The sequence below is a fragment of the Hydrogenophaga sp. FG152 genome (assembly GCF_057809615.1).
Map to the genome: position 1 here is coordinate 79,881 of NZ_JBMDKH010000006.1, position 13,792 is coordinate 93,672.

Consider the following 13,792-nt stretch of genomic DNA (forward strand, 5'->3'; position numbering starts at 1 on the left):
CCGCGCCAGCCCGGACGGCCTCAGGCGGCCGGGCGCTTCACCCAGAGGGCCACAGCCAGCGCGATGATGGCCGAGAAGCACAGGAAGGACCAGTTCGCGATCGACAGACCGAGGAAGGTCCAGTCGATCACCGAGCAGTCGCCGCTGCCGCGAAAGATCATGGGAATGGCCCGGCGCAGCGGGAAGGCTTCGATCATGCCGAAGAAGTCGCGCCCGCAGCTCATGATCTCGGGCGGGTTCCATTGCAGCCAGCTCTGGCGCGCGGCCGTGAAAGCACCGAAGAGCGCGAGCAGGCCCATCAGCGCGATGCCGGCCTGCCGGGCCACGCGGCCCTTCAACAGGGCCGAGATGCCGGCCACCAGTGCCACCGCCACCAGGGCGTAGCGCTGCACGATGCACATGGGGCAAGGCTCCAGACCCACGACGTGCTGCAGGTACAGGCCGAAGGCCAGCATGGCGGCGCAGGCGGCGGCCACCAAACCCAGGATGCGGCGCGGGTGCTGGGTCAGGGGAGACGGTTGGCCAGGGGAAAGGATGGCGATCAAGGGAAGTCCTGAAGTTGGGAGAAAGCGGCCGCCGGGCGGGACAGATCACTGAGCCCGGCGATCCCCCGCAAGTTCCCCCGCTTCAGCTCACGAAGGCGCGTTCGATGACGAAATCGCCCGGCGTCGTGGTGTTGCCTTCCTTGAAGCCGCGCTTCTCGCACAGGGCCTTGAGGTCGCGCAGCATCTCGGGGCTGCCGCAGATCATCACCCGGTCTTCGGCCGGGTTCAGGGGCGGAATACCCAGGTCCTTGGCAATCACGCCATCCCCCAGCAGTTGGGGAATGCGGCCCTGGTGCATGAAGGGCTCGCGCGTGACGGTGGGGTAGTACAGCAGCTTCTGCTGCACGGCCTCGCCCAGGAACTCGTCCTGCTTGAGCTGCTCGGTGATCAGTTCTCGGTAGGCCAGCTCCTTGACCTGGCGCACGCCGTGCACCAGCACGACCTGCTCGAAGCGCTCGTAGGTTTCCGGATCGCGGATGACGCTCATGAAGGGTGCCAGGCCGGTGCCCGTGCCCAGCAGGTACAGGCGCTTGGCCGGCAACAGGTAGTCGATCAGCAGGGTGCCGGTGGGCTTGCGGCCGACGACGATGCTGTCGCCCACCTGGATATGCTGCAGGCGCGAGGTCAGCGGGCCGTCCTGCACCTTGATGCTGAGGAACTCGAGGTGGTCGGCCCAGTTCGGGCTGACGATGCTGTAGGCGCGCAGCAGGGGCTTGTCGTTCACCCGCAGGCCGATCATGGTGAAGTGGCCGTTGGAAAACCGCAGCGAGGTGTCGCGCGTGGTGGTGAAGCTGAACAGCCGATCGGTCCAATGGTGAACGCTGAGCACGCGCTCTTCCAGAAATGCACTCATGAGAGATCCTGATGGGGTCGAACCCCGTATTGTAAAAAGTCGGGCCGGCCGTGCGGCTGGCGGGGTGATCGGCCAGCCCCACTCACAGGACGGGCACCGAAACCTTGCTACAGTGACGGGCTGCCCGGGATACCCGGGGCCTTGCGCCCACCACGGCGAACTGCGCCGACGAACAAAGAGTCCCGGATCATGCCGACGATCGGCCTGTCCGGGAACGAATTATTTCTTCAGTTCGTTATAACCAATCCATCTAACCCACACCTCCTAGGACGTTTCTCATGGCACGCACCGTTCATTGCATCAAGCTCGGCAAGGAAGCCGAAGGCCTGGACTTTCCGCCCTACCCGGGCGAAATGGGCAAGCGCCTGTACGAGAACGTGAGCAAGGAAGCCTGGGCCGCCTGGCTCAAGCACCAGACCATGCTGCTCAACGAAAACCGCCTGAACCTGGCCGACGCGCGCGCGCGCCAGTACCTCGCGCGCCAGATGGAAAAGCACTTCTTCGGCGAGGGTGCCGACGCCGCCGCTGGTTTCGTGCCGCCGCCGCCCGAAGGCAACTGACCGCCGCCCGGGCCGTGCCCCCACCCCAAGCCCGCCATGCCCTGGTGATCGGCGCCGGCCTGGCGGGCGCCGCCGTCTGCGCGGCGCTGGCGCGGCGCGGTTGGCGGCTCACGCTGGTCGATGCCGCCAGCGGCCCGGCGCAAGGCGCCTCGGCCCTGCCGGTGGGCATGCTGAGCCCCCACGTCACCCGCTCGCCCACCCCGCTGTCGCGGCTGTCCGCGCTGGGCGTGGCGACCACCCTGGCCGAACTGCAGCGGCTGGTTCCACCAGGCCAGGGCTGGCAAGCCTGTGAGGTGGACAACCTGGGACACGATCCGGGCCGCGGGCCCGCCGCGCTGGTGCGCCCGGCCGCGCTGGTGCGGGCCTGGCTCGATGAAGCCGCGAACCTGTGCACGTTGGCGTGCGTGTGGCAAACCCCGGTGCAGACGCTGGCCCGCTCCGCCCGGGGCTGGCAGGCGCTGGATGCCCAGGGCCGCTGCGTGGCTGAAGCCCCCGTGGCCGTGGTCACCGCGGCCTTTGGCAGCCATGCCCTGCTGACAGGGCCCGCCGGCTGGATGGACCTCGGCGCCCTGCCCCTGCGCCCCGTCAAGGGCCAGATGAGCCTGGCCGCCCAGAGCGGCGACCCGCTGGCCGAGCGCCCGCAACGCGACAACGGCGTGTACGTGCCCCTCTATGAAGACACCGGGTTGCCGCCCGCCTGGCCGGCGCGCGTCTGGGCCATGGGCTCCACCTACGAGCGCGGCGAGAACAGCACGCAGCTGAGCGAGCAGGCGCACGAGCGCAACGCCGAGAGCCTGGAGGCCATCTGCCCGCCGGCGGCGCTGGGCCTGCGCCAGGCCTGGCAGCAAGGCCAGTTGCTGGGTTGGGCGCAGGTGCGCTGCGCCTCGCTGGACCGCCTGCCGCTGGTGGGTGCGGTGCCCGACGGGGACGCCCTGAAGGCCCACATGGAGGCGGCCGGCGCCCGGCGGGCCCGTGTGCCCCCGGCAGACACCCCTCGCCAGCCCGGGCTCTACCTGCTGACCGCGCTGGGCTCGCGCGGCATCACCTTGGCCGCCTGGTGCGCGAACCAGTTGGCCGCCCAGATGGAGGGTGAGCCCATGCCCAACGTGGAGGAGGACCTGCTGCGGGCGATCGATCCCTCGCGCTTCGCCTGGAAACAGGCGCGCCGTCAGTAGCTCAGATCAGGTCCAGCCACTCGGACACCTGGCGCGGCTGGAACGGCCGCTCCAGCAGGGCCGTGATGCCCACGCGGTGCGCGTCGCGCCGCACCCGGCGGCGGCGCCACCAGCCCGCCAGCGGGCCGGCCAGTTCGGTGGTGGCCAGGGTCAGCGCCTGGGGATTGCGGGCGACGAAGTGGCGCATCAGCGCCCACACGTCGATGCGGTGGTCGTCCAGATTGAACACGCCGCACACATAGCGGTTGCGCTCCATGAGTTCCAGCGCGGTCTCGGTGTCGACCACTTCGTCCACATGGCCCACGCCCGCCAGGGCCAGGCGGGTGCGCAGGTAGGTGCCTTCCTGATCCTCGGCCCCCACCACCAGGGCGCGCCGGGTCATGTCGGTGGCTTCGGCGGTGTCCATCTCGAGGTCGATGTCCAGCGGTGCCGGTGCGGTCACGTCCAGGTCGAGCAGGCCCGAATCGGCCTGCCGGGCGGCGAACACCAGATCCAGGTCGTGCAGCACGGCAGCCCATTCGATCGGCCGGTCCAGCACCCGCCAGGCGTGCTCGGGGGCGTCCGGGCCGACCCAGATCAGGCGCTGCCCGGGTGGCATCTCCTTGGCGTGCGACAGCACGGCCTCCAGGCTTTCGCCATCCACCAAGGCCACCTGGGCCACGCCGGAAGGGATGACCGCGCCCGGCGGGGCCAGGGGCACCCAGGGGGCATAGGACAGCTCGCGTTCCTGCGACAGGCGGAACACGGTGTTGAGCGCATGGCGTTCCACGTCGGAGAAACCGACCACGCTGACCAGGATGCGCTGCTTTTGCATGGCGCGGATGTTACGCCCAGCAGACCGATGTGCGGTCGGAGTTGTACGACGAGCGGCCATCTCGTGTGCGATTCGGCACATCGCTCATTTGTTTATTCCCGAGTGGCATATACCCATGAACAAAAAATCGTTTGGGATATATCGATGTCTCTCTACAGTCTCGCCCATGCCTGACATCGCCATCATTCTGGCCGGATTTGCCGTGGGACTCATCGTGGGTCTCACGGGGGTGGGCGGCGGCTCGCTCATGACGCCCATCCTGATCTTCTTTTTCGGCGTCAAACCGTACCTCGCGGTCGGCACCGACCTGCTGTTCGCCGCCTTCACCAAGATGGGCGGCACGGTCAGCCTGGCGCGGCAGAAGCTGGTGCCCTGGCGCGTGGTCGGCCAGTTGAGCGCCGGCAGCCTGCCGGCGGCCCTGTTGACCCTGCTGGTGCTGCGCCAGCTCGGCCCCACGAGCGCTGCGGTGCAATCGCTGATGACGAACACCCTGGGCGTGGCGCTGCTGCTGACGGCGGTGGCCATGCTCTACAAGGCGGCGCGCGGCAAACAGCTGCCCCGCCAATTGCCCGAAAGCCAGCTGGCCCAGGCCACGCATGCGCGCCACTGGAGCCTGCCGGTGCTGTTCGGTGCGGTGATCGGCACCATCGTCACGCTCACCTCGGTCGGTGCAGGCGCCATCGGCGTTTCCGTGCTGCTGTTGCTGTTTCCCCTGTTGCCGCTGCCCCGCATCGTGGCCGCCGACATCGCTTACGCCGTGCCGCTCACGCTGGTCGCCGGCCTGGGCCACGCGAGCCTGGGCTCGGTCGACTGGCCGCTGCTGGCCAAGCTGCTCGCCGGCTCGCTGCCCGGCATCTGGCTGGGCACGCGGCTGATGCGCCACACCCCCGAACGCCTGGTGCGCTCGGCGCTGTCGCTGCTGCTGGCTTACGCCGGCACCAAGCTGTTCGTTTTTTGATTCCTGAAGACCCACGAAGACGATGTACCAATATTCCGACTTTGACCGCCAGTTCGTGCACCTGCGCGCCGCCCAGTACCGGGACCAGCTGACCCGCTGGCAAGCCGGCACGCTGGGCGACGACGAGTTCAAGCCGCTGCGCCTGCAGAACGGCTGGTACGTGCAGCGCTTCGCGCCCATGCTGCGCGTGGCGGTGCCCTACGGCGAGATCTCCAGCCCGCAGCTGCGTGTGCTGGCGAAGATCGCGCGCGACTTCGATCACAAGGAAGATCACGACGTCTCCAAGGCCAATGCGGGCCTGTCCGAAGTGCCCACGCTGCCCGACCGCTGCGGCCACTTCACCACGCGCCAGAACGTGCAGTACAACTGGATCCCGCTCTCGCGCTCGGCCGATGTGATGGACCTGCTGGCCAGCGTGGGCTTGCACGGCATCCAGACCAGCGGCAACTGCATCCGCAACATCACCACCGACGCGCTCGCCGGCATCGCGGTCGATGAGGTCGCCGACCCGCGCCCCTTCGCCGAGATCCTGCGCCAGTGGAGCACGCTGCACCCCGAGTTCGCTTTCCTGCCGCGCAAGTTCAAGGTGGCGATCACCGGCGCGCGCGAAGACCGCGCGGCCACCCCCTGGCACGACGTGGGCCTGCGCCTGCTGCGCAACGTCGACGGCGACCTGGGTTTCCAGGTGCGCGTGGGCGGTGGCATGGGCCGCACGCCCATCATCGGCAGCGTGATCCGCGAGTTCCTGCCCTGGAACCAGATCCTCAACTACCTCGAAGCCGTGGTGCGCGCCTACAACCGCTTCGGCCGCCGCGACAACATCTACAAGGCCCGCATCAAGATCCTCGTGAAGGCCGAAGGCCAGGCCTTCACCGACCAGGTGGAAGCCGAGTACCTCGACATCATTGAAAAAGACGGCGCGCCGCACACCATCAGCCAGGCCGAGCTGGACCGCGTGAGCGCCTTCTTCGTGCCGCCGCAGCTCAACTGCGACCGCAAGAGCGCCGACGCCAAGATCGCGCACATCCTCAAGGCCGCGGCCGAGGACGACCTGGAGTTCAGTCGCTGGCTGCAGCAGAACGTGAAGCCGCACCAGAACCCGGACCTGCGCGCCGTCACGCTGTCGTTCAAGCGCTTTGGCCAGGCCCCTGGCGACGCCACGGCCGAGCAACTGGAGCGCGCCGCCGAACTGGCCGAGCGCTTCTCGGCCGGCGAAGCCCGCGTGACGCACGAACAGAATCTGCTGCTGCCCTGGGTGCGCTGCGACCAGTTGCCCGAACTGTGGCGCGAAGCGCGCCGCCTGGGCCTGGCCAAGCCCAACATCGGCCTGCTCACCGACATGATCGCCTGCCCTGGCGGCGACTTCTGCGACCTCGCCAACGCGCGCTCGCTGCCGCTGGCACAGGCCATCCTGGGTCGCTACAAGGACCTCGACGAGCTGCACGACCTGGGCGAGATCGACCTGCACATCAGCGGCTGCATCAACTCCTGCGGCCACCACCACAGCGGCCACATCGGCATCCTGGGCGTCGACAAGGACGGCCAGGAGTGGTACCAGGTCACGCTCGGCGGCTCGGACGGCACGCGCCTCTCGGGCGACGCCACGCCGGGCAAGGTGATCGGCCCGTCCTTCGCCGCCAGCGAAGTGCCCGACGTGATCGAGGCCCTGCTCGACACCTACCGCGCTCAGCGCACGGGCCAGGAGACCTTCGTGAACACCCTGCGCCGCACCGGCGCCGACCCGTTCAAGACCGCCGCCAACGCGGTGCGCACGAGCACGGCCCGCGCCGCCGCCTGAGGAGAGACCGCATGAGCCAGAACCTTCAACTCTTCAGCGCCGACACCTTCACCGCCACCGAAGCCGAGTCGCAACGCCTCTCGATCGCCAACGACGCCGATCCGCGCGAAGCCGACCTGAGCGGCGTGCGCGTCGTGGAGCTGCACTTCCCCAAGTTCAGCGATGGCCGCGCCTTCAGCCAGGCCTTTCTGCTGCGCCGCCGCCTGGGCTTCACCGGCGAGATCCGCGCCACCGGCGACGTGCTGATCGACCAGCTGGTGCAGATGCAGCGCAGCGGCTTCAGCCAGGCCGTGCTGCGCGCGGACCAGAACCTCGCCCATGGTGAAGCGCTGCTGCAGCACTACCCGGCCTTCTACCAGGGCGACGCGGTGCATACCGCGCCGCATTTCGCCGCCACCGCCTGAGCGTTCCAAAGCCGCCGCCATGACCGCCATCGCCCTCTACAACCGCCCCTCGGCCGACTTTGCCGCCAAGGTCGAGCGCAGCATCGCGCTGCTGCGCGAGACGGCCGCCAACCACCCCAAGCTCACCCAGGCCTCCAGCCTGGGCGCGGAAGACATGGTGGTCACGCACCTGCTGCACCTGGCCAGCATCGAGGCCAGCGTCTTCGTGCTGGAGACCGGCAAGCTGCACGCGGAGACGCTCGCGCTGATCCCGAAGATCGAGCAGCGTTACGGCATCAGCGTGCAGGTGTTCCGACCCAGGCAGGAATCGGTCATCCACTTCGTGCGCAAGAACGGCGAAGAAGCGATGTACCAGAGCATCGAACTGCGCAAGGCCTGCTGCGACATCCGCAAGATGGAACCGCTGGCACGCGCCCTGGCCGGCCAGGACGGCTGGATCACCGGCCTGCGCCGCGAGCAGTCCAACGCACGCGCCGAGGTCGGCGAGATCGTGCAGGAGCCCGAGCGCATCAAGGTCAGCCCCATCGTCGAGTGGACCTGGGGCGACGTCTGGCACTTCATCGCCGAGCAACAGCTCGACTACAACGAACTGCACGACCAGTTCTTCCCCAGCATCGGTTGCGCGCCTTGCACGCGCGCCATCAGCGTCGGCGAGGACTTCCGCGCCGGCCGCTGGTGGTGGGAGCAGGAAAGCGCCAAGGAATGCGGCCTGCATGTGCAACCCGCCGCCGAACCCCTCGTATCGTCTCTCGAACGGACCCACGCATGAACGCCCGCACCGAAACCGCCGTGATCCAGACCGCGCTGCAACACGCCAGCGATCACCACCTGAGCAACGCCCACCTGGATGCCCTGGAAGAGGAAACCATCTTCATCCTGCGCGAGGTCGCTGCCGCCTTCGAGCGCCCCGCCCTGCTGTTCTCGGGTGGCAAGGACTCGCTGGTGATGCTCAAGTGCGCCGAGAAGGCCTTCGGCGCCGGCCGCATCCCCTACCCCTTGCTGATGATCGACACCGGCCACAACTTCCCCGAAGTGACCGATTTCCGCGACCTGCGCGCCAAGGAGCTCGGCGCCGAACTGATTGTGCGCAGCGTCGAGGATTCCATGGCACGCGGCACCGTGCGCCTGGCCCACCCGGGCGAGAGCCGCAACGTGCACCAGTCGGTCACGCTGCTGGAAGCCATCGAGGAATTCCGCTTCGATGCGCTGATCGGCGGCGCGCGGCGCGACGAGGAGAAAGCCCGCGCCAAGGAGCGCATCTTCAGCCACCGCGACAGCTTCGGCCAGTGGCAACCCAAGGCGCAACGCCCCGAACTCTGGACGCTGTTCAACACCCGGATCCAGCCCGGCGAGCACTTCCGCGTGTTCCCCATCAGCAACTGGACCGAGCTCGACGTGTGGCAGTACATCGCGCGCGAAAACATCGCCCTGCCCTCGATCTACTACACGCACCAGCGCGAAGTGATCGACCGCCGCGGCCTGCTCGTGCCGGTGACCGAACTCACGCCGCCGCGCGACGGCGAAACCGTGGAAGTGCGCGACGTGCGCTTCCGCACCGTGGGCGACATCACCTGCACCTGCCCGGTGGAGAGCCTGGCCGCCACGGCCGACGACATCGTGATCGAGACGCTGGCCGCCGAGGTCAGCGAACGCGGCGCCACGCGCATGGACGACAAGACGTCCGACGCCTCGATGGAAAAGCGCAAGAAAGACGGGTACTTCTGACCCCCACGCGCCCTTGAACAGAGATCTCTCGCAGAAAGATTGCCATGACCACCGCTGAACTCACACCCACCGCCCAGGACACCCGCTCCGCCCTGCGCCTCATCACCTGCGGCAGCGTGGACGACGGCAAGAGCACGCTGATCGGCCGCCTGCTGGTCGACAGCAAGGCCGTCCTGCAGGACCACCTGGCCGGCGTGCAGCGCCACGGCCAGACCGACCTCGCCCTGCTGACCGACGGCCTGTCGGCCGAGCGCGAACAAGGCATCACCATCGACGTGGCCTACCGCTACTTCAGCACCGAGGCGCGCAAGTTCATCATCGGCGACGCCCCCGGCCACGAGCAGTACACGCGCAACATGGTCACGGCGGCCTCCAGCGCCGACGCGGCCGTGGTGCTGGTGGACGCCACCAAGCTGAACTGGGCCGACGCCGCGCTGCAGCTGCTGCCCCAGACGCGCCGCCACAGCCTGCTGCTCAAGCTGCTGCGCGTGCCCTCGGTGGTGTTCGCCATCAACAAGCTCGACGCCGTCGAGGACAGCCGCACAGCCTTCGCCCACATCGCCGCGGCGCTGCGGCAGTTCGCCGCGCAGGCCGGCATCCCGGTCACGGCCATCGTGCCGGTGTCGGCCCTCAAGGGCTGGAACGTGGTGGATGCCAGCGAGCAGGCCGGCTGGTGCGGCTACAGCGGCCCGACGCTGCTGGAGATCCTCGAAGGCCTGCCCGTCACGCCGGCCGACAACACGCTGCCCTTCGCCTTCGCCGTGCAATGGGTGGAAAAATTCAGCAGCTCGTCCGACACCTCGCAAGGCCGCCGCGTCTTCTGGGGCCGTGTGGCCACCGGTGGCGTGCAGCCGGGCCAGGCGGTGCGCATCATGCCCAACGGCCAGACTGCGGTCGTCGCGCAGGTGCTCAACCACGTGCGCCAACCGCAGGCCGTGGCGGCCGGCCACAGCGCCGGCATCGTGCTGGACCGCGAGGTCGACGTGTCGCGGGGCGACTGGCTGCTGGCCGAGGAGAACGGCGAAGCGCAGGACACGCTGACCGGCAGCCGCGAGATCCGCGCCACCGTGGCCTGGCTCGACGACGAGACCCTGGTGCCCGGCCGCGTGTACTGGGCGCTGCATGGCCACCGCTGGGTCAAGGCCAAGATCAAGCGCATCGTGCACCGCCTGGACATCCACACATTGGCCGAGGAAGAGGCCAGCCAGCTCGAGCCCAACGCCATCGGCCACATCGAGCTGGCGCTGCAGGAACCGCTGGCCACCCTGCCGTTCGAGCGCTCGCGCACCCTCGGGTCCCTGGTGCTGGTGGACACCGCCAGCCACCGCACCTCGGGTGCCTTGCTGGTGCTCTGAAAGACCCTCCGTCCTTAACGCGTACCCAGGCAAGGGGCTTGCGCCTGCCTGGGGTTCAGGGAAACCCTAAAATCCGGGGTTCTACCGATTCCCATCATCACCATGACCCACGTTGTCACCGAAGCCTGCATCCGCTGCAAATACACCGATTGTGTGGACGTCTGTCCCGTGGACTGTTTCCGCGAAGGCCCGAACTTCCTGACGATCGACCCGGATGAATGCATCGACTGCGCGGTGTGCATTCCCGAATGCCCGGTGAGCGCGATCTACGCCGAGGAAGACTTGCCCAAGGACCAGCAGCACATGACCGAGCTCAACGCCGAGCTCGCCCGCCTGCCGGGCTGGAAGAGCATCACCAAGCGCAAGGACCCCTTGCCCGACCACGACGAGTGGAAAGACCGCAGCGGCAAGTTGTCGGAGCTGATTCGCTGAACTTGGCATGACCTTTGCCAACACGCCCGACGGCCTCATCGAAACCGATGCCGTCATCGTGGGCGCGGGCCCGGTCGGCCTCTTTCAGGTTTTTGAACTCGGCCTGCTGGAGATCAAGGCGCACGTGATCGACTCACTCGCCTACCCCGGCGGCCAGCCGGTCGAGCTGTACCCCGACAAGCCCATCTACGACATCCCGGCCATCCCGGTGTGCACCGGGCAGGAGCTCGTGGATCGCCTGCTCTCGCAGATCAAGCCCTTCGGCGCCAGCTTCCACCTCGGCCAGGAAGTCACCAGCGTGCAGCGGCAGGAAGATGGCCGCTTCTTCGTCGCCACCTCCAAGGGCGCGCGGTTCCTCACCAAGACCTTGTTCATCGCCGCTGGCGTGGGTGCTTTCCAGCCGCGCAAGCTCAATGTGGAGGGGCTGGACCGATTCGAGGACACCCAGCTGTTCTACCGGGTCAGGAGCCCGGCCGATTTCGCGGGCAGGCACCTGGTCATCATCGGGGGCGGTGATTCGGCGCTCGACTGGGCCCTGAACTTCGCGGCCGAAAGCCCGCACCGTGCCGCCAGCGTGATCCTCATCCACCGCCGCGACGGCTTTCAGGCGGCGCCCGCGAACGTGGCGAAGATGCGCGAACTCTGCGAGCGCCATGAGATGCAGTTCATCGTCGGCCAGACCACCGGCTTCGAGGAAAGCGATGGCCGCCTCACAGGCCTGAAAGTCACCGGCCCCGACGCTGTGACCCGCGTCGTGCCTCTGGACGCCTTGCTGGTGTTCTTCGGTCTCTCGCCCAAGCTCGGCCCGATCGCAGACTGGGGCCTGGACATCGAACGCAAGCAACTGGTGGTCGACACCGAAAGGTTCTCCACCAGCGTGCCAGGCATCTTCGCGGTGGGTGACATCAACACCTACCCGGGCAAGAAGAAGCTCATCCTCTCCGGTTTCCATGAGTGCGCCCTGGCCGCCTTCGGCGCCGCGCCCTTCATCTTCCCCGACAGGAAGGTAACGCTCCAGTACACCACCAGCAGCACCAAGCTGCACAAAGTGCTGGGCGTGGACTCGCCCGCGTTGGATTGAGCCCAGGGCGTGTTGTGCGCAATGACAAGACGCAGAAAAGACAAAGGCCTTCCGAAGAAGGCCTTTGTCTTTTGTCTGTCTGGCTCCCCGACCTGGACTCGAACCAGGGACCTGCGGATTAACAGTCCGTCGCTCTACCGACTGAGCTATCAGGGAACAGCCTCGAATTATAGCGTCGTTTTTCGCGTTTTTCTATGACCCGCTTCATCTTCATCATCAAACCGCTTTTCTGGCTCAGTGTCGCGGTGCTCACCGTCGCCTCGCTCGTGCCCGTGGTCCTGCTTCCACCCCAGAGCCTCGACATATGGGACAAGGCCCAGCACGCGTTCGGATTCGCCTGGCTGGCATTCCTCGGCTTGCTCGCGTATCCGCGTTGGCCCAATGCGGTGGCTGCGTCTCTGCTGGTCTATGGCGGCGCCATCGAACTGGCCCAGGCGGCCACGGGGTGGCGCTACGGCGAATGGTCGGATCTCGCGGCCGATGGCGTGGGCATCCTGCTGGGCGCCCTGGCCTGGTGGCTTCTTCGTCGGATCGCCCGCCCCGCCGCTTGAAACCGCGGGGCCGCCGCGCACAATAGTGGCATGTCACACACCCCGCCCAACCGAGCATTGCCGTGGCTTGAGCCCGGCCAAGCGTTTCCATCCGTGGAAACGGCGTGGAGTGCCACGGACCCCGCGCCCGGTCTGCTCGCCGCAGGCGGGGTGCTGGATGTGCCGACGCTGGTCGCCGCGTACTCCCGTGGCATCTTCCCCTGGTACAGCGCGGGCCAGCCCATACTGTGGTGGAGCACCGACCCTCGCATGGTGCTGGAGACCCGCCAGTTCCGCCTGCACCGCTCGCTGCGCAAGACACTCACCCGGCTGCTGCGCGAGCAGCGGCTGGAAGTGCGCTTCGACCACGACTTCGAACGCGTCATCCGCGCCTGCGCGCACACGCCGCGCGACGGCCAGACCGGCACCTGGATCCTGCCCGCCATGGTGGAAGCCTACGTCCGGCTCCATCACGCAGGCCTCGCACACAGTGTGGAGACCTGGTTGGACGGAGAGTTGGCTGGTGGGCTGTATTGCGTCAATCTCGGCGCCATGGTGTACGGCGAGTCGATGTTCAGCCGCCGCAGCGATGCCTCCAAGATCGCGCTGGCGGCGCTGATCGCTTTTTGCCGCGCCCACGCCATGCCGCTGATCGACTGCCAGCAGAACACCACGCACCTGGCATCGCTGGGCGGCCAGCTCATGGCCCGCGACGAGTTCTGCCGGCACGTTCGAATGGCCCTGCCCCACCCTGCCCCACACTGGGAATTCGAGCCCGTATACTGGCAGCACATCCTCTCTGACGACGGTCCTCGCGCGTGACCCACCTCAAAGAACTCCCGCTTCAGGCGCTGCAGTTTTACGCCACGGCACCTTACCCGTGCAGCTACCTGCCGGACCGTCAGGCGCGTTCGCAAGTCGCCACCCCCAGCCACCTCATTCACAACGACGCGTACTCGGATCTGGTCACGCATGGCTTCCGCCGCAGCGGCATGTTCACCTACCGCCCGTATTGCGATGGCTGCCAGGCCTGCGTACCGCTGCGCGTGCCGGTCGCCTCGTTCACACCCAACCGGAGCCAGCGGCGATCGGCGAAGCAGCACGGCATGCTGCAGACGCGCGTGCTCAAGCTCTGCTTCATCCCCGAGCACTACCAGCTTTACCTGCGCTACCAGAACAGCCGCCACGCCGGCGGCGGCATGGACCACGACAGCATCGACCAATACACGCAGTTCCTTCTGCAGAGCCGGGTCAATTCGCGGCTGGTGGAGTTCCATCAGCCCGGCACCGACGGCGGCCCTTCCCGGCTGAAGATGGTCTCGATCGTCGACGTGCTGAACGATGGCCTCTCGGCGGTCTACACCTTCTACGAACCCGATGAGAAGGCCAGCTACGGCACGTACAGCGTGCTCTGGCAGATCGATCAGGCCCGCGCGCTGGAGTTGCCCCATGTGTACTTGGGCTACTGGATCGGGCAGAGCAGCAAGATGAACTACAAGGCGGGCTTCCAGCCGCACGAGTTGCTGCTCGAGGGTCGCTGGATCACGCCGCCTTGAGGCGTG

16 protein-coding genes and 1 tRNA gene are annotated in these 13,792 nt (G+C 67.5%); 13 read left to right on the forward strand and 4 right to left on the reverse strand.

The window, feature by feature from the left end:
* Positions 1-20: 20 nt before the first annotated feature.
* A complete protein-coding gene (locus tag ACODTB_RS09085) occupies positions 21-536 on the reverse strand; it encodes a disulfide bond formation protein B (RefSeq protein WP_291119019.1) in 516 nt (171 codons plus the stop codon).
* 91 nt (positions 537-627) lie between these two features.
* Complete coding sequence (locus tag ACODTB_RS09090; protein ID WP_291118977.1) at positions 628-1,398, reverse strand: ferredoxin--NADP reductase; 771 nt, start codon at positions 1,396-1,398, stop codon at positions 628-630.
* 278 nt (positions 1,399-1,676) lie between these two features.
* Between ACODTB_RS09090 and ACODTB_RS09095 the strand changes: the two genes are divergently transcribed.
* Entirely contained in the window at positions 1,677-1,958 is a 282-nt protein-coding gene (locus ACODTB_RS09095) for an oxidative damage protection protein (protein WP_291118974.1), read from the forward strand.
* 14 nt (positions 1,959-1,972) lie between these two features.
* Positions 1,973-3,133, forward strand: a complete 1,161-nt coding sequence (locus ACODTB_RS09100; RefSeq protein ID WP_291118972.1) for an FAD-dependent oxidoreductase — start codon at positions 1,973-1,975, stop codon at positions 3,131-3,133.
* Between the two features lies 1 nt (position 3,134).
* Here the strand turns inward: ACODTB_RS09100 and ACODTB_RS09105 are convergent, their stop codons facing one another.
* Positions 3,135-3,947: a hypothetical protein gene (locus tag ACODTB_RS09105; protein ID WP_291118969.1), complete on the reverse strand. Its 813-nt coding sequence runs from the start codon at positions 3,945-3,947 to the stop codon at positions 3,135-3,137.
* Between the two features lie 166 nt (positions 3,948-4,113).
* Here ACODTB_RS09105 and ACODTB_RS09110 point away from each other — a divergent pair, with 166 nt between their 5' ends.
* The 8 genes from ACODTB_RS09110 to ACODTB_RS09145 all read left to right on the forward strand — a co-directional run bounded on the left by ACODTB_RS09110 (position 4,114) and on the right by ACODTB_RS09145 (position 11,700).
* The gene (locus tag ACODTB_RS09110) at positions 4,114-4,905 is read left to right on the forward strand and encodes a sulfite exporter TauE/SafE family protein (RefSeq protein WP_291118967.1); all 792 of its coding nucleotides are present in this window, start codon (positions 4,114-4,116) and stop codon (positions 4,903-4,905) included.
* 22 nt (positions 4,906-4,927) lie between these two features.
* Complete coding sequence (locus ACODTB_RS09115) at positions 4,928-6,703, forward strand: nitrite/sulfite reductase (RefSeq protein ID WP_291118964.1); 1,776 nt, start codon at positions 4,928-4,930, stop codon at positions 6,701-6,703.
* An 11-nt stretch (positions 6,704-6,714) separates the two neighbouring features.
* Entirely contained in the window at positions 6,715-7,107 is a 393-nt protein-coding gene (locus ACODTB_RS09120; protein WP_291118961.1) for a DUF934 domain-containing protein, read from the forward strand.
* A 19-nt stretch (positions 7,108-7,126) separates the two neighbouring features.
* Entirely contained in the window at positions 7,127-7,876 is a 750-nt protein-coding gene (locus ACODTB_RS09125; RefSeq protein ID WP_488929256.1) for a phosphoadenylyl-sulfate reductase, read from the forward strand.
* Positions 7,873-8,832: a sulfate adenylyltransferase subunit CysD gene (cysD, locus tag ACODTB_RS09130; protein ID WP_382157489.1), complete on the forward strand. Its 960-nt coding sequence runs from the start codon at positions 7,873-7,875 to the stop codon at positions 8,830-8,832. Before ACODTB_RS09125 ends, cysD begins: the two co-directional genes overlap by 4 nt.
* 44 nt (positions 8,833-8,876) lie before the next feature.
* On the forward strand, positions 8,877-10,187 hold the full coding sequence (locus tag ACODTB_RS09135; RefSeq protein WP_291118952.1) for a sulfate adenylyltransferase subunit 1: 1,311 nt from the start codon (positions 8,877-8,879) through the stop codon (positions 10,185-10,187).
* Positions 10,188-10,289: 102 nt separating this feature from the next.
* A complete protein-coding gene (fdxA, locus tag ACODTB_RS09140) occupies positions 10,290-10,619 on the forward strand; it encodes a ferredoxin FdxA (RefSeq protein ID WP_291118949.1) in 330 nt (109 codons plus the stop codon).
* Positions 10,620-10,626: 7 nt separating this feature from the next.
* Positions 10,627-11,700 (forward strand): NAD(P)/FAD-dependent oxidoreductase, encoded by a 1,074-nt coding sequence (locus ACODTB_RS09145; RefSeq protein WP_291118948.1) that lies wholly within the window; start codon positions 10,627-10,629, stop codon positions 11,698-11,700.
* Positions 11,701-11,780: 80 nt separating this feature from the next.
* On the opposite strand, the gene ACODTB_RS09150 is transcribed toward ACODTB_RS09145, so the two are convergent.
* A tRNA-Asn gene (locus tag ACODTB_RS09150) sits at positions 11,781-11,856 on the reverse strand.
* Positions 11,857-11,894: 38 nt separating this feature from the next.
* On the opposite strand from ACODTB_RS09150, the gene ACODTB_RS09155 reads away from it, so the two are divergent.
* Genes ACODTB_RS09155 through ACODTB_RS09165 form a run of 3 tightly spaced genes read left to right on the forward strand, consistent with a single transcriptional unit; the run spans position 11,895 to position 13,786 of the window.
* Positions 11,895-12,251 carry a VanZ family protein gene (locus tag ACODTB_RS09155; RefSeq protein WP_291118945.1) on the forward strand — a complete coding sequence of 119 codons (357 nt, stop codon included), beginning with the start codon at positions 11,895-11,897 and terminating at the stop codon, positions 12,249-12,251.
* A gap of 30 nt (positions 12,252-12,281) precedes the next feature.
* Positions 12,282-13,052 (forward strand): leucyl/phenylalanyl-tRNA--protein transferase, encoded by a 771-nt coding sequence (aat, locus tag ACODTB_RS09160; RefSeq protein WP_291118943.1) that lies wholly within the window; start codon positions 12,282-12,284, stop codon positions 13,050-13,052.
* A complete protein-coding gene (locus ACODTB_RS09165) occupies positions 13,049-13,786 on the forward strand; it encodes an arginyltransferase (RefSeq protein ID WP_291118940.1) in 738 nt (245 codons plus the stop codon). The genes aat and ACODTB_RS09165 overlap by 4 nt, the downstream gene beginning before the upstream one ends.
* The last annotated feature ends 6 nt before the right edge of the window (positions 13,787-13,792 follow it).